Origin of the sequence: Verrucomicrobium spinosum DSM 4136 = JCM 18804 (genome assembly GCF_000172155.1) — a bacterium.
In the GTDB taxonomy this organism is placed as follows: domain Bacteria; phylum Verrucomicrobiota; class Verrucomicrobiia; order Verrucomicrobiales; family Verrucomicrobiaceae; genus Verrucomicrobium; species Verrucomicrobium spinosum.
On the sequence record NZ_ABIZ01000001.1, the window covers coordinates 1,021,716 to 1,046,024 of the forward strand.

Consider the following 24,309-nt stretch of genomic DNA (forward strand, 5'->3'; position numbering starts at 1 on the left):
CCATCAGGGCTCGTCAGCCTCAAAAAAAACTGCTCCCCCGAAGAGATGAGGGAGCAGCTTTTCAACCAGGAAGCAGGATGATTATCGGGCCCGGCCCGGCCAGATCAGGCTTTAGGCTCAAGGAGCGACTTGCCAGTCATTTCAGGCGGCTGTGCGACTCCCAGCATGTGCAGCAGGGTGGGGGCGATGTCCGCGAGCCTGCCAGGGCGCACCTGGTGCTCTGCGGCGTCCGCGGCCACGTAGATGCCGTGCACAAGGTTCGTGGTGTGAGCCGTGTGGGGTGTGCCGTCGGCATTACGCATCTGCTCGCAGTTACCATGGTCGGCCGTGATGAAGAGTTTGCCCCCCAGGGAGAGAACCTTTTCCACCACCAGGCGTACGCCCAGATCGATCGTCTCCACCGCATGCACGCCAGCTTCGACGATGCCGGTGTGGCCCACCATGTCGGGGTTGGCGAAGTTGATGATGACCAAGTCGTAGTTCCCCATGCGGCGCACCAGCTCGAAGGCGAGGTCCGGAGCGCTCATCTGGGGCTTCTGGTCATAGGTGGCCACTTCCTTGGGACTGATGGCCAGGTAGCGCTCTTCGCCTTCAAACGGGGTTTCCAACCCGCCATTGAAGAAGAATGTGACATGCGGGTACTTCTCCGTCTCTGCAGCGCGCAGTTGCTTGAGTCCGGCGGCAGACACCACCTCGCCAAGGATGTTCTTCATGCTCTCGGGCCCAAAGATGACCTGGCAGCCGAGGTGGTAGTAGGTCTGGTCGTACTCCGTGAGGGTGTAGTAGGCTACCTTTGGCGTGACTTCACGTTCGAATCCGTTGAAGTCGGACAGCAGGAACGCCTCGCTGAGCTGGCGCGCGCGGTCGGCACGGAAGTTGAACCACAGTACCACGTCGCCGTCGTTGATGCGCTGCGTGTTGGCGTCTGCAAAGATCATGGGCAGCAGGAACTCATCGCCCCGGGGCTCTGTCGCGTAGGCGGCGGCCACCGCTGCGCTCGGAGCGTCGCTGTGCACGTCGCCCCGCCCCAGAACAATGGCGTCCCAGGCGAGCTTGTTGCGCTCCCAGCGTTTGTCACGGTCCATGGCATAGTATCGGCCGATGACGGTGGCGATCTTGGCCCCGCTGGGGATGAGGTCCTTCTCCAGCTTGGCCACGTAGGCGGCACCGCCCTTTGGCGAGGTGTCGCGTCCGTCCGTGATGGCATGGACGAAGATGTCTTCCACCCCGGCGGCCTTGGCGGCATCACACAGGGCCACCAGATGATCCTGGTGGGAATGCACGCCGCCATCACTCACCAGGCCCAGGAAGTGCAGGCGTTTGCCTTTGGCCTTGGCAAAGGCATCCACCAGGACGGGCTGCCCGGCGAGTTCGCCTTCACGAATGCACTTGTTGATGCGGGTCAGGTCCTGATAGACGACGCGGCCGGCCCCAAGGTTGAGGTGGCCCACTTCGCTGTTGCCCATCTGGCCATCGGGGAGGCCCACGTCCTCACCACTGCCGCTCACGGTGCTCCAGGGGTACTTGGCATAGAGCTCGTCGTGAAAGGGCGTGTGAGCCAGCAGCGTGGCGTCGCCGTTTTCGACCGCCGCAGCTTTGCCGCCGGGATTGATCCCCCAGCCGTCGCGAATGATGAGTACAACAGGTTTTCTGGACATGGTGATAAATTGGGAGCCGCTTCCATGCCCGCAAAGGGGCCGGGAATCAAGCAAAGGAAATGGTCCCTCCGGGGAGAGCTCAGTCAGCTCCCAGCTCTCTCACCACTGCGGCTGCCAATCTCAGGCGCTTTTCCTGGGGGCAGTGAAGGCCCGCTGAAAGGTCACCAGTACGGCAGCCACCCCAATGACCAGCACGATGGCCCGCGGGTTATGCGGCAGGGCGGAGGAGGGCATCACAGCACTACCGGTGCCGCTGGCACCTGCGGCCGCCGCGCTGGTCACCCCGGATACCCCACCTGCGTCGTCAGCATGGACGACGGAACCGCTCATCAAGAGCAGGGCGGTCAGGAGACTGAAAATGCGCATGGAGGTATCCCAACAGACCGCGCAGCCAGTGGCAAGGTTGAATTTTTTTCAAATCGAGAGTTTGTTTCTCAATTTTATAGAAATCTTTCCACCTGAAGACTGGGTTGCGTGAGGGTGGTATCCCATGCATGATGCGCGCCTCATTTTCGCGCTCATATCATGTCCAGTAACGTGCCCAGTCCCCGTCTCGTTCGCATCGGTCTCGCAGGTTTGGGAAATGTAGGAATGGGAGTTTTCAAAAATCTCCGTCAAAACGAGGGACTGCTCAAAGAACGTACTGGCTGCCTGCTGCGGGTGGACAAGATCGCCGTGCGCGATGTGACCAAGCCTCGCGGTGCGGAGATCCCAGCCAGCATGATTACGGGCGACTGGCGGGAACTGGTGGCCGACCCTAACCTGGATGTGATGGTGGAGCTGGTGGGGGGCACGACCGAGGCCTTTGACCTGGTGTGCGCTGCGTTGCGGGCGAAGAAACCGGTGGTGACGGGCAACAAGGCGCTCCTGGCAGAGCGTGGGCAGGAGCTCTTTGCGCTGGCGGAGCAATGTCACGTGCCCATCTACTTTGAGGCCGCCGTGGCAGGGGGCATTCCCATCATCCAGACGGTGCAGGAAGGCTTCGTGGGCAACCACATCAAGAGCATCCACGGCATCATCAACGGGACCTGCAACTACATCCTCTCCCGCATGAAGGAGGCGGGTATCAGCTACGAGCAGGCGCTGGATGAGGCGCAGGCGCATGGCTTTGCCGAGGCAGACCCGACCTTGGACGTGAGCGGCTGGGATGCCGCGCACAAGGCGATCATCCTGGCCTCCCTGAGCTACGGCTTCTGGATCAAGCCCCAGGACGTGCATGTAGAAGGCATCGAGCGCGTCACACCCACGGACATGGCCTTTGCTGAAAAGCTGGGCTACACGATCAAGCTGCTGAGCGTGATCCGGGCAGACAAGAAGGGGCGCGTGGAGGTGAGCACCCGTCCGAGCCTGCTGCCCAGCAGCCATATCCTGGCGAGCGTGAGCGGCGCGTACAACGCGGTGCTGGTGAACGGCGACATCGTGGGGGAGACCCTCTTCTACGGCAAAGGGGCTGGGCAGGACCCGACTTCTTCCAGTGTGATTTCTGACCTGGCCGAGGCGGCTGCCACCTTGGTGTATGGTCCCCGCCACAGCGGGTTCGTGCCTCACGGTCTCTATGGCAAGAGCAAGCCGGCGGCCGAGACCATCTCGCACTACTACGTGCGTCTGAAGGTGGATGACAAGCCGGGTGTGCTGGCCCAGGTGGCGGCCCTGCTGGGCGACCGCGGCATTGGCATCTCCAGCGTCATGCAGCCGGAGGAGCTGGGCTCGGAGTTCACTTCCCTGATTCTGATGCTGGATGACGCAACACTCGCGACCGTGAAGGAAGCCATCGGCAGCATCGCGGCTCTGGAATGTGTGCGTGAAGCGCCAGTATGGATGCGGGTGGAGACGATGGAGGGGTGAGGAGGCGGGAGGCTTAAACCTACCCGCACGAGTAACAGGATTAAGACGGCTTCTTCACCGGGTACTCCTTCTTCAACTCACTGCCCCGCTCGTTGCGGAGTTTTTTCATCTGCGCCATCTGCTCCGGGGTGAGGATCTGGGCGAGGCGGGTGTCGGTGTCTTCCTTGATGCTCTTGAGCTCCTGCTTGGATTGCTCCAGGGCGGCGGCTTTCTGTTCACTGCTCTTGTTGCCGCTCAGGTTCTTAAGCGCAGACTGGAGCAGGGCGTTGCTGCGGACCAGGGCGTCCTCGAAAACCGGCCGGACCTGGGTCTTCTGCACGTCGCTGAGCTTCAGCTTGTCCATCATGACCTCCAACTCCTGGCGGGCCTTGGTCGCGAGGGTGTTAGTCGAGGGGATGGAGGGTGTTTTGCCCGGTTCCGCCGCCGCGGCGGGGATCGAGGAAAGCATCACGGCGGCGGCAGTGCCGGCCATCAGAAGGGAAAGGACAGATCTCACGGTGGGGACAGGGTTCTGGGGGTTGGGATCAGATACGGCTGGCAGCCCTACTATGCGCTGAAATCCCGCGGGATGCAAAAAGCGGCTCCTGGGGGCACCAGGAGCCGCTTGTACGGGGTGCAAGAGGCGGGGTTACACCACGTCCTTGTCCGTGACCGCGCCTTCGCTGGCGCTGGTGACGGTGGCGGCGTACTTGGCCAGCACGCCACGGGTGTAGCGGGGCTTGGGCTGCTTCCAGGCTTTGAGGCGGGCTTGCAGTTCCTTGGCGGGAATGCCCAGGGTGATGGCGCGTTTTTCGGCGTCGATGGTGATGGGGTCGCCGTTCTTGATGACGGCAATCGGACCGCCCACGAAGGCCTCCGGGGTGACGTGGCCGACCACGAAGCCGTGGCTGCCGCCGCTGAAACGGCCGTCGGTGATGAGGGCGACGTCTTTGCCCAGGCCCTTGCCCATGATGGCACTGGTGGGGCTCAGCATCTCGCGCATGCCGGGGCCGCCCTTCGGTCCTTCCATGCGGATGACGATGACGTGGCCTTTTTTCACCTTGTCATTGAGGATGGCGTCCAGCGCCTTCTCCTCGGACTCGAACACGATGGCTTTGCCGTTGAAGACGAGGCCTTCCTTGCCGCTGATCTTGCCGACGGCACCCTCAGGGCAGAGGTTCCCTTTAAAGATGACCAGGTGGCTGTCTTTTTTGATCGGGTTGCTCAGCGGGTAGATGATGTTCTGGCTCTTGGGGTAGATCAGTTTGATCTTGCTGAGGTTCTCCTTCATCGTGCGGCCGGTGACGGTGAGGCAGTCGCCGTGCATGAGGCCTTCTTCCACGAGGATCTTCATGAGCGGCACGGTGCCGCCGATCTTCACGAGGTCGTTCATGAAGTACTTGCCGCTGGGCTTGAGGTCGGCCAGGACCGGGGTCTTCTTGCCGATGCGGACGAAGTCCTCAATGCTGAGCTTCACGCCGGCGGAGTGGGCCATGGCGATGAGGTGCAGCACGGCGTTGGTGGAGCCGCCCAGGGTGATGATGAGGGTGATGGCGTTTTCAAACGACTCCTTGGTGATGATGTCACGCGGGGTGATGCCCAGCTTGATCATGTTCAGCACGGCAGCGCCGGCGTCGAAACAGTCGCGCAGCTTGTCGTCGGACACGGCGGATTGCGCGCCGCTGTTGGGCAGGCTCAGGCCCATGGCCTCGATGGCGCTGGCCATGGTGTTCGCCGTGTACATCCCGCCACAGGAGCCTTCCCCGGGGATGGCGTGCTCTTCGATGTCTTCCAGCTCCTTGTCGCCGATGAGGCAGTTGGCGTGCTTGCCCACGGCCTCGAACACGGTGACGATGTCGCTTTCCTTCTTCTCGGGGCCCACGCAGCCGGGGAGGATGGTGCCGCCGTAAACGAAGACGCTGGGGCGGTTGAGCCGGGCCATGGCGATCACGCAGCCGGGCATGTTTTTGTCGCAGCCGCCGATGGCGACGAAGCCGTCCATGCCCTCGCAGCCCACCACGGTCTCGATGGAGTCGGCGATGACCTCGCGGCTCACGAGGGAGTATTTCATCCCCTCCGTGCCCATGGAGATGCCGTCGGAGATGGTGATGGTGTTGAAGATGATGCTCTTGCCCCCGGCGGCGTCAGCGCCCTTGGCGGCCTCTTTGGCCAGGCGGTCGATGTGCATGTTGCACGGGGTGACCATGCTCCAGGTGGAGGCGATGCCGATGACCGACTTCTTAAAGTCGTCCCGCTTGAAGCCCACGGCGTGCAGCATGGCGCGGCTGGCGGCGCGCTCCACGCCGTCCACGACGATGGCGGAGTGCTTGCGATGCAGTTCAGAGGAGGCGGCGGACTTCGCTTTCGATTTCGCGGACGATTTGGGAGGCATGGCGGTTCGGTCGGATTGCGGAATACAGAAAAATCGGTGTTGAAACTCCCAGCATGCCCGGCTTGGCGGGAGATTCAAGCCCGGTTGCTTTGTGTTTGCGTTGTCCGGGACTGGCCTGCGGTTGACGATTTTACGCTTCTGGAGGGACTTTCCAGTCGCCCAAGTCGCGTTAGACTGGTCGTGTATGTGGAAAAAGACCGGTGAAACCCTCCTCGTCTCCGCCGCCCGAATCCTTGCTGTCATGGTGTTGTTCCTTGCCTGCTGCCAGAGCAAAATGATCTACATGCCCCGTGCCTATGATGCGGCCACGGTGCAACATGTGGATGCCCGACCTCTGGTTTATGAGACCGGGCAGGGGAAACAGACGGCATGGATCCATCCCAAGGCCGCCACCGGCAGTCAGGGCATCGTGTGGCTCGTCTTCGGCGGGAACGGCACCGTGGCCCTGGACTGGGTTGGCTTCTTTGACTCCCCGACGCTGAAGCAGGACACCTATGTGCTGGTGGACTACCCCGGCTATGGCAGCAGCGATGGCAGCCCCACCCCCGGCCGGATCAAGGAGTCGGTGCAGAAGCTGGTGCCCGCCCTCGCGGTGGAGCTCAAGACCACCGAGGCCGAACTGCATCCCCGCCTGCGGGTGTTTGGCCACTCCCTCGGCTGCTCCGCCGCCCTCATGGCGATGGAGGAACATCACATCAAGAAAGGCGTGATTCTCGCCCCCTACACCAGCATGAAAGACATGGCCCGCCACGTCCTCGGCTGGCCCTTGTGCGAGATCCTGCATCACCGCTTCGACAACGTCGCCACCTTGAAGCGCCTGCAAAAAGAAGGCGGCTACCAAGTGGTGGCCAGACACGGCACCGAGGATGAAGTGATCCCCGTGGCCATGGGGCGGAAGCTGGGTGAGTTATTTCCTGATGTCGTGAAGTATGAGGATATTACAGGGGCGCGGCACAACGATGTGTTGAACACGGATACGGACAAGGTGCATGCGGCGCTGGAGGGGGTGAGGTGAGGGGGGGATTGTGGAGTGTCATTTCTGAAAAGGTTATCAATTCGCTGGTCCCGTTGTTGGAGTTTGTTTTGGTGTGATCAACAAAAATTTTGGTGTGATCAACAAAAACATAGTAAAAGTTTACTGCACAAAATTGTTATTGCGTGAGGTGTTCATTTGCGCTATGTTCGTGTAAATAACACCCCCCGGTAACAAACCGACCATGCTACACCGCCAGCTTAAGGGCAGCGCATTGCCCTTCTACGTCCGTCTGTCATTTTCGAAGTGCCTGTTGAGGCCTTTCTGTCTGCTATGGATCCTTATTTGTCTGTCTGCTTCTGCTGCATTGGGCGGTGGGAAAATTGCCAGCGGTCTCCGGCATCATCTCGCGGTCAAGTCAGACGGAACGGTGTGGGCGTGGGGACAAAACAGCAGCGGACAGCTGGGCAACGGTGCCACTGTGGACAGCAATGTGCCAGTGCAGGTTTCAGGGCTCACCAATGTGGTCTCGGTGGCGGCTGGATCGTCCTGGTCTTTGGCGCTGAAATCCGACGGTACAGTTTGGGGCTGGGGCACTAATCAAGGGTATTATGGTGGAGGGACGACGGCGGACACCTCCATTCCCCGACAGGTGACCGGGCTCTCTGACATCGTGAAAATCGCCGTGTCATGCAAGACTGGGACCATTGCCCGCTTTTTTGCTTACGCGGTGAAGTCGGATGGAACTCTGTGGGCGTGGGGGGACAATAGCTACGCGCAGTTTGGCAACGGAACGCTGTCCCCTCTAGGCAGCTACACGCCTCAAGAAGTGCCCGGCTTGACGGATGTGGTGGATGTGGATGCAGGAGAGTTTTTCGGTGTTGCTGCCAAAGGCGACGGCACCGCGTGGATCTGGGGCGGCACTTCGAATATCGTTGGCCTGTATAGTGTGATAGGCGTGACGTCCCCCAAGTCGCCGGTGCAATTGAGTGTTTCGGACATTGTCCAAGTGTCTGCCGGCAGGGGGCATGTGTTGGCGCTCAATTCGGCAGGGCAAGTGCGGGGTTGGGGTAGCGATGTTGATGGTGAACTAGGGAACGGTGGCCTTCCGCCTACGGGCTATCCGGTGCATTGTCCGTTTGGGACAGAGGCAATTACCTCCATCTCGACGGGTACGCGGCATTCGATGGCTGTCACGGCCTCTGGTCGTGTATGGGTTACAGGGTCCAACGCAAATCGACAGCTTGGAGTCGAAAACGCCGGGAAAGTGTTGACACCTGTGCTGTTGGCGCTGCCGACAGCAGTATCCGAAGTTTGCGGGGATGATAACGCAAGCATCGCCGTGACCACTTCTGGAGCAATCTGGGGCTGGGGAGAGGGCTCCGCCGCGACTTGGAATTTTGAGACGCCGTTAGATCAGACGGAAAAACTGAAGGAGGTTGCTGGCACTGGAGTGATCAGACAAATTGCAGCTGGAACCTCCCATGGATTGTCGCTCCTCACAGGTGGGACGGTGAAGGGATGGGGTGCAAATGGTTCTTATCAAGTTGGAACTGGTGATATTGGGGTGCGGACCAGGCCCTCCACAGTTATTGAGATGGGTTACAATCAAGAGTTAACGAACGTTTCTAAAATTGCCGCCGGACGAAACTTTTCCCTAGCAATTCGTCAATCAGACGCGGCATTGCGGATGTGGGGGACAAATGCTTTGGGACTGGTGGGGCAGGACACTCAGTCTCCGACTGCGAAAGGCTATGCGCTTTCTGGCCTCTTTGGAGGCGGAGTGGTTCCGGTTGGTGTTGCGGCAGGCGCCACTCACGCGTTGGTGCTTTCTTCTGCGGGCAAGGTCTACTCATGGGGGGGATATTCAGCCGGGCAACTGGGGCGGACGATCGGAACCGGGATGGAGGGGGGACTTCGTTACGATGCTATCTATCCTGGAGAAGTGGCTGGTTTATCTAATGTGGTGGCGATTGCGGGATCCGCGCAATCTTCGTTCGCTCTCAAGAGCGATGGTACTGTCTGGGCCTGGGGTGGCAACAACCGAGGGCAGCTCGGAATTGGCACGACGACTGGAGCTTCATCCCCGCAACAGGTGGGGGCGGGCATCTTATTGAATGTTGTTTCCATTGCAGCGGGGCAGGATCATGCGCTGGCGCTTACTTCTGACGGTGAAGTTTGGGCTTGGGGGCTCAACTCCTCGGGGCAGATCGGCAATGGAGTCTTGACGGATGTCTTGACCCCTGTGTGTTTGTCATTGACGAACATTGCGGCAATCGGATGCGGGCAACTGCACAGTCTGGCCGTCGGTGCCGATGGCTCGGTGTGGAGTTGGGGGAGCAATTCCACGGGGCAATTGGGGCGGACAACTGGGAGTACGTCGAGTCCGGGTATCGTGCCGAAAACTCAAGGTGTGGTCCAAGTTGCTGGGGGAGGCTCGTTTTCGATGGCGCTGAAAGAAGATGGCTCGGTCATCACGTGGGGGCCTGAAACGGCTTCTTCACAACGCCAGGTGTTTGGTGTGGGGTACAGTGCGTTTGTTTCACCGGGAGTGCTGCCCGGCTTCAATCTGTCCTCCTCAGTGCCGGAGGTGAGCTTCGCGAGTGGTGCTCCCACCGTCACCGTCTCGCTTGGACAACAGGCAGTGTTACCCATCGCCTACCAGTCTTCGAGCTTGGCAGCCATGGACTCCGTCAGCCTCTACTATGGCAATGACGTTGTCGGAGTGGCTGGACCCGGGGCTGGCAGTGTTCCGTTCTCGCCTCGTACTTGGGGAGACTTTCCTGTCACCTTGATCGCAAAGGATGTGCATGGTGCGCATTCTCTCCGTGCTACACCGATCACGATCCACGTTCCATACGACAGCGATAGCAACAGCCTTCCTGACTGGTGGGAGTTGAAGCACTTCGCGAAACTTGGCGTGACGCCCGGAGGCGATCCTGACCGCGACGGGGTGACCAATTTGCAGGAGTACAAGGCGGGGACCGATCCGTTGGATGCAGTGAATTTGGCAAACGTTTCGGGATCTTCGCCGGGAGTCACCTGGTCAGGCAATGTCTCCGGCGGCAATGCAGGGACAGGAGGAGTGGTCCCTGGTGCCCCCACTGCGCTTCCCAATGGCACCGCAGTGGATGAATCCTTCATCGATGTGAGCGAACCCCAGCAGGGAAGTGCCTTGGGAGAGGGGATGAAGATCGAGGCAAAATGGGTGTCTGTGGACTATTGGGATGAGACATTCGATTGGGATCCACCAGGAATGGACTCCGACAGTCTGTATTGGAACCTCTATCGGTCTGGAGAATTCCCATCCTTGGGATTGACCACCGAACCTGCATTGACGCTGGGAACTAACTGGGATGTGGGATTTGGCATTTGGGGAATCAATCCTGATGCTGAGTCTCATCGGAGGCGTCCGTTCAATGAGCCGATGTTTGATGAAGGTGCCTGGCTGGCCGGGGTCCATAAGGTGCATGACAGCTGGTGGAGCGAGTGGATGCAGGTGCGGGCGACTCTGTGGGATCCTGCGGAGCGGTGGTACTACTATTATTACAACAAGATCAAGGTGGTGAAGGAGGACAATGTGGAAGTCTCCCGCACCGTGATGGGGCCTGAAAGATTGGTGATCCGACCTGGCGAAACTTCCTCGGGTGTTGTCAACTTGATGCCGCAACCTGGAGATCTCCTGGCACCCGGCGAATCGGAGCAAATCTTCCTTGAACGCGTCGAAACGACTGGCGAAGCGCAACCCAGCTTTCGCATCTCCGCCTCTGACGCGGCCGGGCCGGTGCATCGCAAGATCGGCCTCCATGGCATGCCTCTTTCCGACAGCAAGCCGCAGGTGAAGGACGAGAGCGGGGAGGTCCCGGAAGAAACCTTTGTGGATGCCTTTACCCGGCAGCTCAACCACTCCGTCAGCGACGTCTATTCCAGTGTGGACAGCTCCCTGCTGCCGCTCACGGTCCGCCGCGGAACCCGTGAACATGTGTGGAGCCTGCGCAGCGGGCTGCGCCCCTCGGAGCTGCCCGATGCCCCTTTTGGACCGGGTTGGTCCTCGAACCTGTGCGCCCACATCAAGTTTGAGTGGGGGTATCAAAAGGCCGTAGTCACAGATGAACAAGGGGCTGCTTCAGTCTATTTTCGCGTGCTTCGGGATGAAGAAGGGGTGTTGCATCCCAATGACGTCCACGTGTGGATGCACACCCGGGAGGAAAAGCAGGACGCCAAGACCGCCTACAACACCTTCGAAACGATTTGGGACGAAAACCAGCAGGTCACAGGCTTTGTGTACCGCAAGAAGTATGGTGCCACCTGCACCTACGAGCTGGTTCCGATTTTCCAGTTCTTCTCCAACAACCGTCTGGATGGCGCTCATACCTTCACGGATTACACCTACGCACGCCTGACCAAAGTGGAAGACCGCTGGGGCAACAAGCTTCTCTACAGCTACCCCACGGACACCACACTTATTCCCAACAAGATTGAAGATCCTGACCGCCCCAACCAGGTGGTCACCATCACCCAGAACAACGGGGTGGTCACGGCCGTGCGTGGTCCTTCAGGGGAAACCGTCGAGTACAACTACGCCACCCAGAACACGGGTGATGACCTGGTGCGGTATCTGTCCTCGGTGGAACGTGGGGGACAAACGGTCAGCTACCAGTATGAAACGGAGATTGAGCCTGTTCCGGCCATCGACCTCGATGCGGACGGGCCGCCTGACCCCCAGAACCGGCACTTCTCCCTGACCCGCATCACGGACGAGCGGGGTGGGGATTACGAGTTCGAGTACGAGTTCAATTACGGCAACAAGTACCTGGAAGTCTCTGGAGACGGGTTCATGACCCGCAGCCAGCTGGGCATGCCCCGGCTGGTGAAGAAGGTGACCCTGCCGAATAATGCGGTGACCACCTTTGGGGGAACCCGGCAGCTCGTCTGTCAGAGTGATGCCACCCTGAACGCGGTGTCCATGGAGACCCAGGTCAGCGGCCCGTGTGGGACCTACACTTACACGTTCACCCAGCCGGACGTCTTTGTGCCGCTGGCTCAAGATCCTGACCGCAATCCCGATCCCTTCAGCCGCCAGCTCACCGTCTTCTTCAGTCGGATGAAGATCGACACCCCTGAGGGGGATGAGGTTTACAACTTCGACTTCGACCACGGCATGGCGCTCAGCTCAGCCACGGATATAAGCGGGAACACCACTACCTTCCACTATGGCACGGTGGGCTCCAACGGCCTCGGGTGGGATGATCCCATCCAGCAGGTCAATGCCCTGGGCAAGAGCCGGTACTTCACTTATGACGATGACACCCGGGTCATGAAGTCCATGACCGATGAGCGGGGTACGCTGACCAGTTACACCATTCAATCCGGCACCGGACTGCGGACCAAGGAAACCATCAGCAAGGGCGGCAGCACCTTGCGGGTCACTGACTTTGACTATGGTGCCGGCGGCTTTGCCGGGTTCCTGGCCAGGACCACCGTGCAGAGCACCACGGCCACCGGGGGCGATCTGGTCACCGAGTACACTCCCGATGCCAATGGCCGGGTCCAGAAGGAAGCGGTCACGGCCGGAGGTGGCATCGAGCTGGTCACCAGCTACACCTACACGGGCAACGGCAGCAAGAAGACCGTCACCAACCCACGCGGGCACACCACCACCTTCACCTATGATGCCCAGAGCCTGCGGCTCACGGGTGTGGAGAACCCCGACAGCACCACGCGCACCCTGGGCTATGACGCCCATGGCAACCTCACCAGTGAGGTGAACGAGCGCGGCGTCACGACCACGCACGAGTACGACGCCTTGAACCGGCGCAAGAAGACCATCGTGGACATGGATGACGGGGCCGACCTGGTGAGCGAAACCACCTACACGGCGCTGAACCTGCCGCACACCGAAACCGACCCACGCGGCACGGTCACCACCCACACCTATGACGGCATCGGCCGACGTCTCACCACCACGGTGGGCAGCGGCGGGGACGCCCAGACCACGACCTGCACCTACGGGGCCAACAGCGGGGGCAGCGTCTTTGATGTGAGCGGGTTCAAGCCCACCACGCTCACCGACCCCCGTGGCAAGGTGACCACCATCACCTATGACGACCTCTACCGGCCCACGGTCAAGCAGCTGCCGGAGGGTAACACCGTCACCACCACTTATGACGACGCCGGCAACCCCGAGGAGGTCAAGGACGCGCTCAACCGCATCACCAAGACCACCTTTGACGGCCTGAACCGTCCCACCCAGGTGGAGTATCCCGATGCCACCACCCGGCATTCCTACTACACGCCCTCCGGTCTGGTCTGGAAGGTGGTGGACGAACTGGGTCGTGAAACCCTCACCCAGTACGACCGGGCGGGTCGCGCTGTGGAGGTGACGCTTCCTGCGGTCAACGGGGTCAGCCCGGTGACCAAGACCGCCTATGACGCCAATGGCGATGTCATTGCCGTGCAGGATCCCCTGGGGAACATCGTCACCACGGTCTACGACAACCGCAACCGTCCCACCAAGGTGACCTCCCCGTACATCTGGGATGCCCTGGAGGGTCAGTGGTCCCGGCCGGAGGTGAACACCACCTATGACGCTGGGGGCAACGTGCTCACGGTCACCGACCCTCTGGGCAAGGTTACCACCAAGACCTACAACAACGCGGGCTGGGGGCTCACCGTAACCAATGCCCTGGGCCAGGTGACCGCTTCCACCTATGACCGCAACGGCAACGTCAAGACGGTGACCGATGCGCTCAACCGGGTGGTGACCAACACCTATGACATCCACAACCGTCTCATCGAGACGGAAGATGCGGAGGAGCAGATCACCACCTTTGGTTACGACAAGAACGGCAACCGGACCTCGGTGACAGATCCGCGGGGCAAGGTGACCACGTTCACCTATGACGACCTCAACCGGCTCCTCAAAGAAACGTTCCAGGAGGGCGTGTGGACCGAGCGTCATTACGATGCTCTTCGTGAAACCTCCCGGGAGGACAGCGCGGGCCGTGAGTTCACCTTTGGGTATGACCTGCGCGACCGCCTCACCACCACGACCTGGACGGTGGGTGGCAGCCCGGTGGTGCGCACCCGGGTCTATGACACTGCGGGCCGTCTCACCGATGTGACCGAGACGGGGCGTCCCGAGGCCACGGTGGGCTACACCTATGATGCCCTCAATCGGGTGGCCACCGAAACCACCCAGGGCCTCACGCACACTTACACCTATGACCTGGGCGGCCGCCGGACCGGAAGCGCTCTGGGCACGGGCAAGACCATTGCCACCACCTACGACAGCCAGGGCAAACCGCTCACGGTCACCGAGGGCGGGCGCACCACGGTCTATCACTATGACCTGGCCAGCCGGGCGGTGGCCCAGACACAGCCCAACGGGTTGTGGCAGTATAATGCGTACGACGACCTAAGCCGGTTGGAATCGCGCCAGACCTACACCAGCGCCGATGCCCTGCAGGCCCAGTTCCTGTGGACCTATGATGCGGTGGGCAATGTCACCGTGCAGTCAGAGCGCTGGCCCGGAGAAGGCACGCGTGGGGCAGGCTGGCGCAGCACCGTCATGGTGTATGACGCCACCAACCGGCTCACAGGTGAGGCCATGGCCCAGCCTGGCTCCCCGGTGATCACCACCGGTTATGCCTATGACACGGGCAGCAACCGCAGCGTGAAGCTGGTGAGCAGGGACGGCAGCCTGACCACCAAGACGCTCTACACCTACAACCACTTCAACCAGCTCGCGGACTGGTCGGAGGAGGATGGGCTGGGGGCGGTGACACGCACCGCCGCCTTGACCTATGACCTGGCCGGCAACCGGGCCACCCAGACGCTCACCACCGCCGAGCAGTCCGTGCAGACCACCACCTACCACTGGGATGCAGAGAACCGGCTGGAAGGCGTGACCCTGCCGAATGCTGAGGAGCACGAGTATGGCTATGACTACCGGACCCGGCGCATCAGCCGGGTGGAAAACGGCATCGGTACGGCCATCGTGTTCAGCGGCGGCCTGAGCGTGGCCGAGTACGAGTCCCAGGGCATCACGCCCACGGTGGAATACCTGCGTGGCCCCGACATGGGCGGTGGCGTGGGCGGGATGATGTACAGCCTGCGCAACGGCGGGACCGAGGCGAAGTATGCGATGAGCAACGGCCGAGGAGACGTCGTGGCCCAGAGCAACGATGCCGGAGCCCTGACCTGGACAGCCAGCTACGAAGCCTACGGCAAACGTCCAGTGGAAACCGGGACCAACCTGGACCGTCAGCGGGCCAACACCAAAGAGGAAGATCCGACCGGGCTGCTCAACGAAGGGTTTCGCTACCGTGACATCGAGACCGGTGTCTGGCTGAGCCGCGACCCGGCGGGGTTCGTGGATGGCCCCAACCTGTATGCGTATGTCCGCCAGAATCCGTGGACCGCATTCGATCCTCTGGGCTTGGAAGGGACCATTGTCTTCGGAGTGTTTTTCAGCACGGAGTATGGGTTGGAGATTGCACCTGCGAAGGACTTCCACAGGGCGCGGGCCACAAGAGTGTTTCCGGACGTTAACAAGGCAAAGGAGCGGTTTAGTGACCTAACGGAATCTCCAGGCCAATTTGGAGCAGGATTCCTCGGGGGCTATCATGGTAGTGGTCTCGGAGGCGACTCTAGGGCTGCTCAGAACGGGAGGGCTGTTGGAGAAAACGTTGCAATAGCAGAAGCTGTGATAGCAGCATTCTCGCGCACTGGCGTGCCCAAAGGACCCGGTCCGAGGCTTGCACCGGCGCACGGTCCAGCGATAGCCGACCTTCCAGTGGCAGTACCTGCCACGCGTCCGCCTGCCATTGTGCTAATGAACCAGAATTCCGGGCATGAGTCTCCAACTGAGACGGGTAAGGGGAATGCAGGAAAGAGTGAGGAAATTGCTACAGATGCAGCAGGCACAGGTGGTCACTTTGTCGGTGAGGCTACCCCATGGGCAGTTGGAGCTACTCCTAATTCGATCTACACTCAGATTTCAGGGAAATCTGGAGCTGCAATCAAAAACGTAATCTATGATGGTTCCGGACGATACGTCGGTGAGGTGAACTTCCGCAACCATGGCGGAGGGATGGTGTCGGGCCACGGCCATAAGGCAGACTCTCCTGGGGACATCGGTAGTGCTCATTTGCCTCAGAACCACTTGCTACCATCGCAAGTGCCGTCATCATGGTCCACTTTGCCACCTAATATTCCACCTACGACCCCGCTCGGAAAATGAGTCTTACTGAACTATCAACGGCACGTTCTTTGCTTAGCAGTTACTGCGAACTCTGCGACGCAGTGATAGAGAATGTGGAGTTGCGATTTGGTTTAGACCCGGAGTTGAATATGTTGCTTGTGGTGAGGACGAACGAGGGCGTTCCTTGTCGTGTCACGTTGCGGCTTTCTAGTGTTGAAGCTTTCCGGTTCGAGTTCTTGGAGCATCAGTCGGGCAAGGTGATTTCTGAGGGGGTTCGTGTTGATTGCGACGGCGACAGTTTGTTTGTGGATTTTGGCGACGATCCCGACCTGCGGCCGGGAGAAGCGGGGTGGCAAGTTTATTCGAAAAAGTGGTGCGTTTGTGCTGCTTTGGACATTGTTGACGTGCAACCTTATTCGCCGAGTTGAGTTTATGGGCATGATAAAGTACAGTGCCAGACATTATGTAAAGACAGGCTCTTGAGAAAGCCTCCCGGGCTTCATGTGAGGAAACAACATCTTTGGATCCGGGCATAGTGAGTCTTCAAGCAGTGCAAATAGACAGGCCAAGCAGTACAAATAGACAGGCTAGAATGGCGCTGACTTAAGTCGCATCCTTTTTGCGAATCTGGCGCTGGGCCCGGTGTGGCTCCTCCCTCATTTCGTGCCGGGGTTTGGTCATCAGCTGGGTAAGCGAGTAACCAAGCCCCGTGGGTGCAGGGCTTGACTTTTGCTGGTCGGCACGCCGTGCCATCCACGCCCGGGGCGTGATTTCCTTCATCTGTTGATTGGTCATCGCTGGCAGCTTCGTGAACAGGTCCTTGAGATACTCGTAGGCATCCGCCCCAGCCCGCTTCGCATTGTCCAACAGCGTGTAAAACGTCGCCGCACGCACTCCCGCCTGCGCGTCGCCCACGAACAACCAGTTCTTCTTGCCGATGGCACTGGGCCGGATCGTGTTCTCCACCAGGTTGTTGTGTATGCCTCGGAAAGGCGTTGAGAATCACCGGGTGGAAGTCCCGGCTGGCTATATCGCTCCGGCCAGAAGCACTGGGGGCGGTTCAAGAGGTGACAAATGAATCGAAGTACTTCCAGAAAAGGCTCCGTAGGGAGTCAGCGATCATGCGGGCTGCAATGTAGTGTGAACACCGTGCAGGCCTCGAAAGACTGTTGTGGGAGCCGACCCGCCATAATAACGGGGAAGGCCGTCGTCTGGGGCCGCTCTGAGCGGTTGAAGGTCCTGGATTCCACCGGGGTAGTGGTGGCAGTACGCATGGAAGGGGCTCAACGCAACGAGGGAAGTCTGCTGGGATGGACAGCCGGGGTGGCATCCGGAGCCCAACCATCGGCCCGCGAGGGAGACGGTGGGTCCTGGCAGATGACGGATGGGGGTGTAGTACCTGGGAAGCCTGGTAATGCGGGTGGAGGGAAGGCTCCCTGATGACTGGCAAGTGAACCAAGCAGCGAGAACCATGAGGATTGATGGCAACAGATTGATGGCAACATCTACGAACTTCAACCGGGCAAGACCGGGACGGTTGGGAAGCTGCAAAGTGCACTGCTGACAAAAGCCAAGGCCGAGCCCGGCTGCCGGTTTTACAGTCTGTGGGACAAGGTCTGGCGCGAGGATGTGCTGGCTGAAGCCTGGGACCGCTGCCGCCGCAAAGCGGGGGCACCCGGAGTGGATGGCACCAGCTTCCAACAGATCGAACAACAGGATGTGAGCGTGTGGCTGAGGGAGCTGCGGGAGGAGTTGCGAAGCGGTGCTTACCGCCCGCAACGCCTCCGCCGGGTGTGGATACCCAAAGCAGGAGGAGGACAGAGACCGCTGGGCATTCCCACGGTGAAGGACAGAGTGGTGCAAATGGCGATGGTGCTGGTGCTGGCCCCAATCTTTGAGGCCGACCTCTGCGAAGAGCAGATGGGGTATCGTCCGGGACGCGACGCTAAAACTGCGGTACGCCTTGTCTATTATCAGGTGAGGCAGAAAGGACGCAGTGAAGTGGTGGACGCGGACCTGAGCGATTACTTCAACACCATCCCCCATGGAGCGCTGCTCAAGTGCCTGAGCCGGAGGATAGCTGATGGCAAAGTGCTCCGGATCATCCGGATGTGGCTCAAAGTCCCCGTCAAAGAACCAAGCAGAGGCAGCCGAACTGTCCAAGCGACTGAAAGCCGCAACCACCGACGCGGGGTGCCGCAGGGAGGGGTGATCTCGCCCCTGCTTGCCAACCTTTACTTTCGGAGGTTCCTGCTGGCCTGGAAGAAGTTTGGGCACGACCGTGCCACGCAATCGGTGATCGTGAACTACGCTGATGACTTCGTGATCTGTTGCAAACCCGGAAACGGGCCGACGGCCCTCGAGGCCATGGAAGGGATCATGGAGAAACTTGGGTTGAAGGTAAACGAGCGCAAGACGCGGCTGGTGCAGGTGCCGGGAGGGATGTTTGACTTCCTGGGTTACAGCTTCGGACGGTTTTACGGACGAGACGGAAAGTCATATGAAGGGACCCGGCCTTCCAAGAAGGCTGTGCAAAAACTGATGAAGGCAATCCATGACGAGACCACCTCACTGTGGCACGCCTCGGAACCCGAGGTGAGGACATTGGTGATCAACCGGAAACTGAGAGGCTGGGCGGGTTACTTCAACCAAGGCCCGGTCTTCAAGGAGTATCGCAAGATCCAAGCCTATACAGAGAGGCGGTTGCGCAGGTGGCTGATGCGGCGCAGGCAGAAGAAAGGCACGGGCTACCGCCAGTATCCCGACAAGCACCTCTACGAGGAGCTTGGCCTGTACAAACTGCAATGCGAGCGCCCAGGCACGCAGTACGAAGAGACAGGCTATTACGAGAAAGAGAAGTTGACGGCTCTACCTTTTAGGGCGATGGGCTGCCATGGCTTCGCCTCGATATATTGCCGATCCGCTGGCTCCGGTTGCCTTTTACCACTGCATTTCTCGGGTGGTGGAGAGGCGGCTGGCGTTTGGGCCGGAGGAGAAGGAGCAGTTTGTGCGCTTGATGCGGGCCTATGAGGGGTTCTGCCAGGTGCGGGTGTTGTCCTATTGTGTGATGTCCAATCACTTCCACATCATGGTGGAGGTGAAGAAGCGGCCTGAAGGGGCGGTGTATTCGGATGCATGGCTGCTCAAGCAGGCGGCGTTGATCTATTCCCAACCGGCGGTGCGGATGCTCAAGGAGACGCTGGAAACCTTTCGCAGCCAGGGGCATGACGCGGCGGCCGAGGAACTCAAGGAGAGATATTTGGGGCGGATGTGGGATGTGAGCCAGTTCATGAAGGAACTCAAACAGCGCTTTTGTCTCTCGCGTTTCGCTCGCGACCTGCAGTTTGGCTTCGCTCTAAGTTGCCGCTTCGCGGCATGGCAGTGTCTGTGGTTCAACAAGCGGGAGAACCGCAAGGGCACGCTTTGGGAGGAGCGGTTCACCAGTGTGCTGCTGGAAGGTGAGCTCGCTACGCTCTCGGTGATGAGTGCCTACATCGATCTCAATCCGGTGCGGACGGGACTGGTGCAGGATCCCAAGGACTACCGGTGGTGCAGCTATGCGGAGGCGGTGGCGGGTGGACGCAAGGCGTTGTCAGCCTTGTACACGATCACGAATGAGCAACGGGCGCATGAGCGGAACCAGCTAGGGGGCTCGCATCGGATTCCCGGTGCGGCCAAGGTCCTTTCCGGCTACCGGGTATGGCTCTTTGGCCAGGGGGAGGAGGTTCGAGACGGTCACGGTCCGGACAGCCAGGTGCTGCGCAAGGGGATCAAGCGCGAGCTGGTGGAGCAGGTACGCACGGAAGACGGCAAGCTGACCCTCGCGGAGACGCTGCGTCATCGGGTGACGTACTTCACGCTAGGTGTGGCCTTGGGAAGCCGGGGTTTTGTGGATGAGTTCTTTGAGGCGCGGCGAGAACAGTTTGATGCCCGCCGCCAACGAGGTGCCCGCCCCATGAAGGGCGGGAGTTTTGCGGGGATGTTTGCCTTTCGAGCGCCGAGAGTCGGGGTGGTGTGACGGCAATAAGGGGTGCCGCAAAGAAGGGTGGCTGGTGCATACGGGAATAGGGGACCAAGGGGTATTGAGCCCTTGGGGTGGCAAGATAGACAGGCTATTACTGGACGCCTTTGTGGCCAGGCCCATCACTGGTGAACAACGGTCGAGGCTTGAAAGTATGGAGCGTGAGTTGGGTGTCCTGTAGTTTGATCAAAGGTCAGTGTCGGATGGCAGATTGTTGTAAGATGCCAGCGTTGTGAGGCTTGATGAGGCCGGGCTTTCAGCCCTCAATCGTATTGGGGTGGTCAAACCTTGGGCGTTGCCCAAGGCTGGTTTGAAGCCGGACCTTTGGTCCTTCTGAGGCAGGCTGAAGCCCGCCACTACTTTCTGAGGCTGCGCTCCCGTCATGGTCTGGGTTGCTCGCGTCATCTGATTGCGCCCGGCGGTTGTGCTTGAAGCGCAAACCGCCGCTCCTTCGAGGAGCCGCGCCCCGCCAACCAGGCACCAAGAACTACGAACCAAAAACTATCAAACCGCATTCGCACACACGCCGTCACGCTCCAGGGCGGTGAGGTTGCCGAGGGTGGTGGTGGCGATGCCCATGAGGGCTTCGTGGGTGAAGAAGGCCTGGTGGCCGGTGATGAGGACGTTGGGGAAGGTGGTGAGGCGCATGAAGACGTCGTCCGTGATGACTTCGCCCGAGTGGTCGGTGAAGAAAAGTTTTTCCTCTTCCTCGTACACGTCAAGGGCCAGGCCGCCGATGATGCCGCGTTTGAGCCCCTCGATGAGGGCCTGTGTGTCCACAAGGGCACCTCGGCCGGTGTTGACGAGGAGCATGCCGGGCTTGAGGAGGGGGAGCTTGCTCTCGTTGATCAGGTGGTGGGTTTCAGGAGTCAAGGGGCAGTGCAGGCTGACCACCTCGCTCTGGGGCAGGGCCTCCTCCAGGGAGACATAGGTGCCGCCCAGCTCTTCCACCACGGGATTGCGGTACATGTCCACGGCCAGGATGCGGCAGCCGAAGCCGCGCATGATGGTTGCGAAGAGGGCCCCGATCTTGCCGGTGCCGACCACGGTGACGGTTTTGCCATGCAGATCGAAGCCCAGGAGGCCACGCAGTTCAAAGTTGCCTTCACGCACGCGGTTGTAGGCCTTGTGCAGGTGCCGGTTGAGCGCCAGCAGCATGGCCACGGCGTGCTCGGCCACAGCGTGCGGGGAGTAGGCTGGCACCCGCACGATGGAGAGCCCCAGGGATTTGGCGTGCTTCAGGTCCACATTGTTGTAGCCAGCGCAGCGCAGGGCGATGTGCCTCACGCCGTGGGAGGCGAGGCGGTCCAGCACGGCCTGATTCACCACGTCGTTGACGAATACGCACACTGCCAGGTGGCCCTTGGCGAGATCCACGGTGGTCTCATCTAGCCGGGCGGCCAGAAAGGTGAACTCATGGGCATGGTCCGCGTTGGCCAGCGTGAAAAAATCCTCGTCGTAGCTTTTGCTGCTGAAGACGGCTGTTCTCATGGGTGAACCCTTACCGCACATCGGGGACATTACCAGTAGGAAACCCCTGAGAAGCAAGATGCGGGAGGGCTTGGCCAAGATGCGCGGAGCGACTGAGGTGCCGCTGGCGGATCATTGGGGCACATGGAAGTGCTCGCCGTCACCCTCTTTCTCAGTCTGCTGCTGGCGGTGTTCTTTGTGGTGCTCTTCCTCGGCAGCCATCGGTCCTCCCGCCGCAGTGTGGAGCAGGACGCGCTGATGCCGCTCGATGATTCGGGCTCTCCGCGCCGTGCGCCCGCACCTGAAACCCGCCCGCAGGCCCGTGTTTGACCAGGCTCCCGTCTCTTTTCTCTCCCTATGAACGCCCCCACCAAGACCGTCGTTATCGAGTACGAAGACCGCACTGTGCGCCATTTCATGCTGGCCTCCGTGATCTGGGGGGCGGTGGCGCTCCTGGTGGGGGTGGTGGTGGCCTCGCAGCTCAACTACTGGCAGATGAACTTCAACCTGCCGTGGCTCACCTTTGGCAGGTTGCGCCCGCTGCACACGAATGCTGCCATCTTTGCCTTCGTGGGGAACATGATGTTCGCCGGCATTTACTACTCCACGCAACGCCTGTGCAAGACGCGGACGGCGTCTGATCTGCTTTCGCGCATTCACTTCTGGGGCTGGCAGCTCATCATCCTGGCGGCGGCGATCACGCTGCCTCTGGGCTACTCACGCAGCAAGGAGTACGCGGAGCTCATCTGGCCCATCAACATCGCGGTGGCGCTGATCTGGGTGGTGTTTGCCATCAACTTCTTCTGGACGCTGAAGAGGCGCAATGAGCCGTCTCTCTATGTGGCGCTGTGGTTCTACATCGCCACCATCATCACGGTGACGATGTTGTATGTGGTGAACCACCTGCAGATTCCCACCTCCTGGACGCATGCGTATCCCGTGTTTGCCGGGGTGCAGGATGGCCTGGTGCAGTGGTGGTATGGGCACAATGCGGTGGCCTTCTTTCTCACCACACCCATCCTGGGCATCATGTATTATTTCCTGCCGAAGGCGGCAGAGCGGCCGGTGTACTCGTACCGGCTGAGCATCATTCACTTCTGGTCGCTGGTCTTCATCTACATCTGGGCGGGGCCGCACCACTTGCTCAATACCTCCCTGCCGCACTGGTTGCAGATGCTGGGCATGCTCTTCAGTCTCATGCTCTGGGCACCGTCCTGGGGGGGGATGCTGAACGGCCTGCTCACACTCCGCGGGGCATGGGACAAGCTGCGCACGGATCCGGTGATCAAGTTCTTCGTGGCCGCCATCACCTTCTACGGCATGGCCACCTTTGAGGGGCCGCTGCTTTCCATTCGTGCGGTGAACTCCCTGTCCCACTACTCGGACTGGACCATTGGCCATGTGCACAGCGGTACTTTGGGCTGGAACGGCTTCATGGCGGCGGGTCTCTTCTACTGGATGGCACCGCGTCTCTGGGGCACCAAGCTGCACTCGGTGGCCCTGGCCAACTTCCACTTCTGGATTGGTCTGGTGGGCATCCTCTTCTACGTGGCCTCCATGTGGGTCTCCGGCGTCATGCAGGGGCTCATGCTGAACGCCACCACCGACGGTGGCACCGTGCTGGCCTATCCGAACTTTGTGGAGACGCTCAATGCCATCCGCCCCCTCATGCTGTTGCGGGTGCTCGGCGGGGCGTTCTACCTGGCCGGGTTCCTCATCATGGTGTACAACCTGTGGCGCACCATCCGCAGCGGCCGCCCCGTGGTGGAGAGCCGGGAGGTGCATGTGGAAGTTTCCTCCAACCAGGACCGCATGAGCTGGAAGGAGGTGGTGAACAACGACCCCGTCATCTTCACAGTGGTGGGTCTGGCCTTCATGTGTGCGTGGTTCTTCCTCCCCAGCTATGCCAACCTGGCGGCTCTGGTCAGCGGTGTCATCCTCTGCTGGCTGGGTGTGCAGCGCTTCCAGGCCAGCGGGAAGTCCTGGGGCTACTGGTATGACCGCCTGCTGGAGAACTACCTGCCCTTCAGCGTGCTCACCCTGGTGGCGGTGGCGATTGGCGGGGTGATCCAGATCCTGCCCACGGTGACGGTGAACCGGGCGAAGAATGTGGAGGACCGCATCCAAAAGCCCTACACGCCGCTGGAGCTGGCGGGTCGCGACATCTATGTGGGCGAGGGCTGCTACAACTGCCACTCACAGATGATCCGCACCATGGTGCCGGATGTGCTGCGCTACGGCGACTACTCCCGCCTGGGTGAGAGCATCTATGACTACCCGTTCCAGTGGGGGAGCAAGCGTACCGGTCCGGATCTGGCGCGCATCGGCGGCAAGTACCCCAACGTGTGGCACTACAACCACATGAAGGATCCGCGCGCGGTGAGCCCCGGCTCCAACATGCCGAACTACGCCTGGATGCTGGACAAGAAGACCGACATCAAAGCCCTGCCGGCCAAGATCGCCGTGCAGCAGCGCCTGGGGGTGCCGTACCCGGCCATGAGCCGGGATGAGATTCAGCAGCAGGCCATTGAGCAGGGCATCGCCATTTCTGCCGACCTGAAGAAGGCGGGTGCCTTTGCCCTGCCGGACTCCCAGATGGTGGCGCTCATCGCCTACCTGCAAAAGGTGGGCCAGTCTGAGGCACCGGAGGAGCGCCCTGCCGAGACGCCATGGAATGAGAAGCCCTTCCCCGTGGTGCCGGCCCTGCCGGACAAGCATCGCACGGCCCAGGCCGCGCCGCAGAACAGCCCGCCCAACTAACCACCG

General features: G+C 60.5%; 13 protein-coding genes and 1 pseudogene. 8 read left to right on the top strand and 6 right to left on the bottom strand.

Annotated features, from left to right (window positions below; genetic code table 11):
• Positions 1–104: 104 nt before the first annotated feature.
• Both gpmI and VSP_RS03950 read right to left on the bottom strand, forming a co-directional pair.
• The gene (gene gpmI / locus VSP_RS03945) at positions 105–1,658 is read right to left on the bottom strand and encodes a 2,3-bisphosphoglycerate-independent phosphoglycerate mutase (protein ID WP_009958907.1); all 1,554 of its coding nucleotides are present in this window, start codon (positions 1,656–1,658) and stop codon (positions 105–107) included.
• Positions 1,659–1,778: 120 nt separating this feature from the next.
• On the bottom strand, positions 1,779–2,024 hold the full coding sequence (locus VSP_RS03950; RefSeq protein ID WP_009958908.1) for a hypothetical protein: 246 nt from the start codon (positions 2,022–2,024) through the stop codon (positions 1,779–1,781).
• Between the two features lie 159 nt (positions 2,025–2,183).
• On the opposite strand from VSP_RS03950, the gene VSP_RS03955 reads away from it, so the two are divergent.
• On the top strand, positions 2,184–3,503 hold the full coding sequence (locus tag VSP_RS03955; protein ID WP_029190157.1) for a homoserine dehydrogenase: 1,320 nt from the start codon (positions 2,184–2,186) through the stop codon (positions 3,501–3,503).
• Positions 3,504–3,543: 40 nt separating this feature from the next.
• Here the strand turns inward: VSP_RS03955 and VSP_RS03960 are convergent, their stop codons facing one another.
• Together VSP_RS03960 and ilvD are read right to left on the bottom strand one after the other, a co-directional pair.
• Positions 3,544–3,999, bottom strand: a complete 456-nt coding sequence (locus VSP_RS03960; protein WP_157210723.1) for a Spy/CpxP family protein refolding chaperone — start codon at positions 3,997–3,999, stop codon at positions 3,544–3,546.
• A gap of 132 nt (positions 4,000–4,131) precedes the next feature.
• On the bottom strand, positions 4,132–5,874 hold the full coding sequence (gene ilvD, locus VSP_RS03965) for a dihydroxy-acid dehydratase (protein ID WP_009958912.1): 1,743 nt from the start codon (positions 5,872–5,874) through the stop codon (positions 4,132–4,134).
• A 184-nt stretch (positions 5,875–6,058) separates the two neighbouring features.
• On the opposite strand from ilvD, the gene VSP_RS03970 reads away from it, so the two are divergent.
• The 3 genes from VSP_RS03970 to VSP_RS03980 all read left to right on the top strand — a co-directional run bounded on the left by VSP_RS03970 (position 6,059) and on the right by VSP_RS03980 (position 16,480).
• Positions 6,059–6,889: an alpha/beta hydrolase gene (locus VSP_RS03970; protein WP_009958913.1), complete on the top strand. Its 831-nt coding sequence runs from the start codon at positions 6,059–6,061 to the stop codon at positions 6,887–6,889.
• A 202-nt stretch (positions 6,890–7,091) separates the two neighbouring features.
• Positions 7,092–16,091 carry an RCC1 domain-containing protein gene (locus tag VSP_RS03975; protein ID WP_081452381.1) on the top strand — a complete coding sequence of 3,000 codons (9,000 nt, stop codon included), beginning with the start codon at positions 7,092–7,094 and terminating at the stop codon, positions 16,089–16,091.
• Entirely contained in the window at positions 16,088–16,480 is a 393-nt protein-coding gene (locus VSP_RS03980; protein WP_009958915.1) for a hypothetical protein, read from the top strand. Before VSP_RS03975 ends, VSP_RS03980 begins: the two co-directional genes overlap by 4 nt.
• A 304-nt stretch (positions 16,481–16,784) precedes the next feature.
• Here VSP_RS03980 and VSP_RS41895 read toward each other — a convergent pair.
• Positions 16,785–17,033, bottom strand: a pseudogene (locus VSP_RS41895) (IS66 family transposase); the annotation flags it as partial.
• Positions 17,034–17,681: 648 nt separating this feature from the next.
• Here VSP_RS41895 and ltrA point away from each other — a divergent pair.
• Positions 17,682–19,082: a group II intron reverse transcriptase/maturase gene (gene ltrA, locus VSP_RS33780; RefSeq protein WP_009958917.1), complete on the top strand. Its 1,401-nt coding sequence runs from the start codon at positions 17,682–17,684 to the stop codon at positions 19,080–19,082.
• Positions 19,012–20,070 (top strand): chemotaxis protein CheW, encoded by a 1,059-nt coding sequence (locus tag VSP_RS38885; RefSeq protein ID WP_332306728.1) that lies wholly within the window; start codon positions 19,012–19,014, stop codon positions 20,068–20,070. Before ltrA ends, VSP_RS38885 begins: the two co-directional genes overlap by 71 nt.
• A 507-nt stretch (positions 20,071–20,577) precedes the next feature.
• Here the strand turns inward: VSP_RS38885 and VSP_RS04000 are convergent.
• Complete coding sequence (locus VSP_RS04000; protein ID WP_009958919.1) at positions 20,578–21,564, bottom strand: 2-hydroxyacid dehydrogenase; 987 nt, start codon at positions 21,562–21,564, stop codon at positions 20,578–20,580.
• Between the two features lie 123 nt (positions 21,565–21,687).
• Between VSP_RS04000 and VSP_RS04005 the strand changes: the two genes are divergently transcribed.
• Positions 21,688–21,873 (top strand): hypothetical protein, encoded by a 186-nt coding sequence (locus tag VSP_RS04005; RefSeq protein WP_009958921.1) that lies wholly within the window; start codon positions 21,688–21,690, stop codon positions 21,871–21,873.
• A gap of 27 nt (positions 21,874–21,900) precedes the next feature.
• On the top strand, positions 21,901–24,303 hold the full coding sequence (gene ccoN, locus VSP_RS04010; protein WP_009958922.1) for a cytochrome-c oxidase, cbb3-type subunit I: 2,403 nt from the start codon (positions 21,901–21,903) through the stop codon (positions 24,301–24,303).
• The last annotated feature ends 6 nt before the right edge of the window (positions 24,304–24,309 follow it).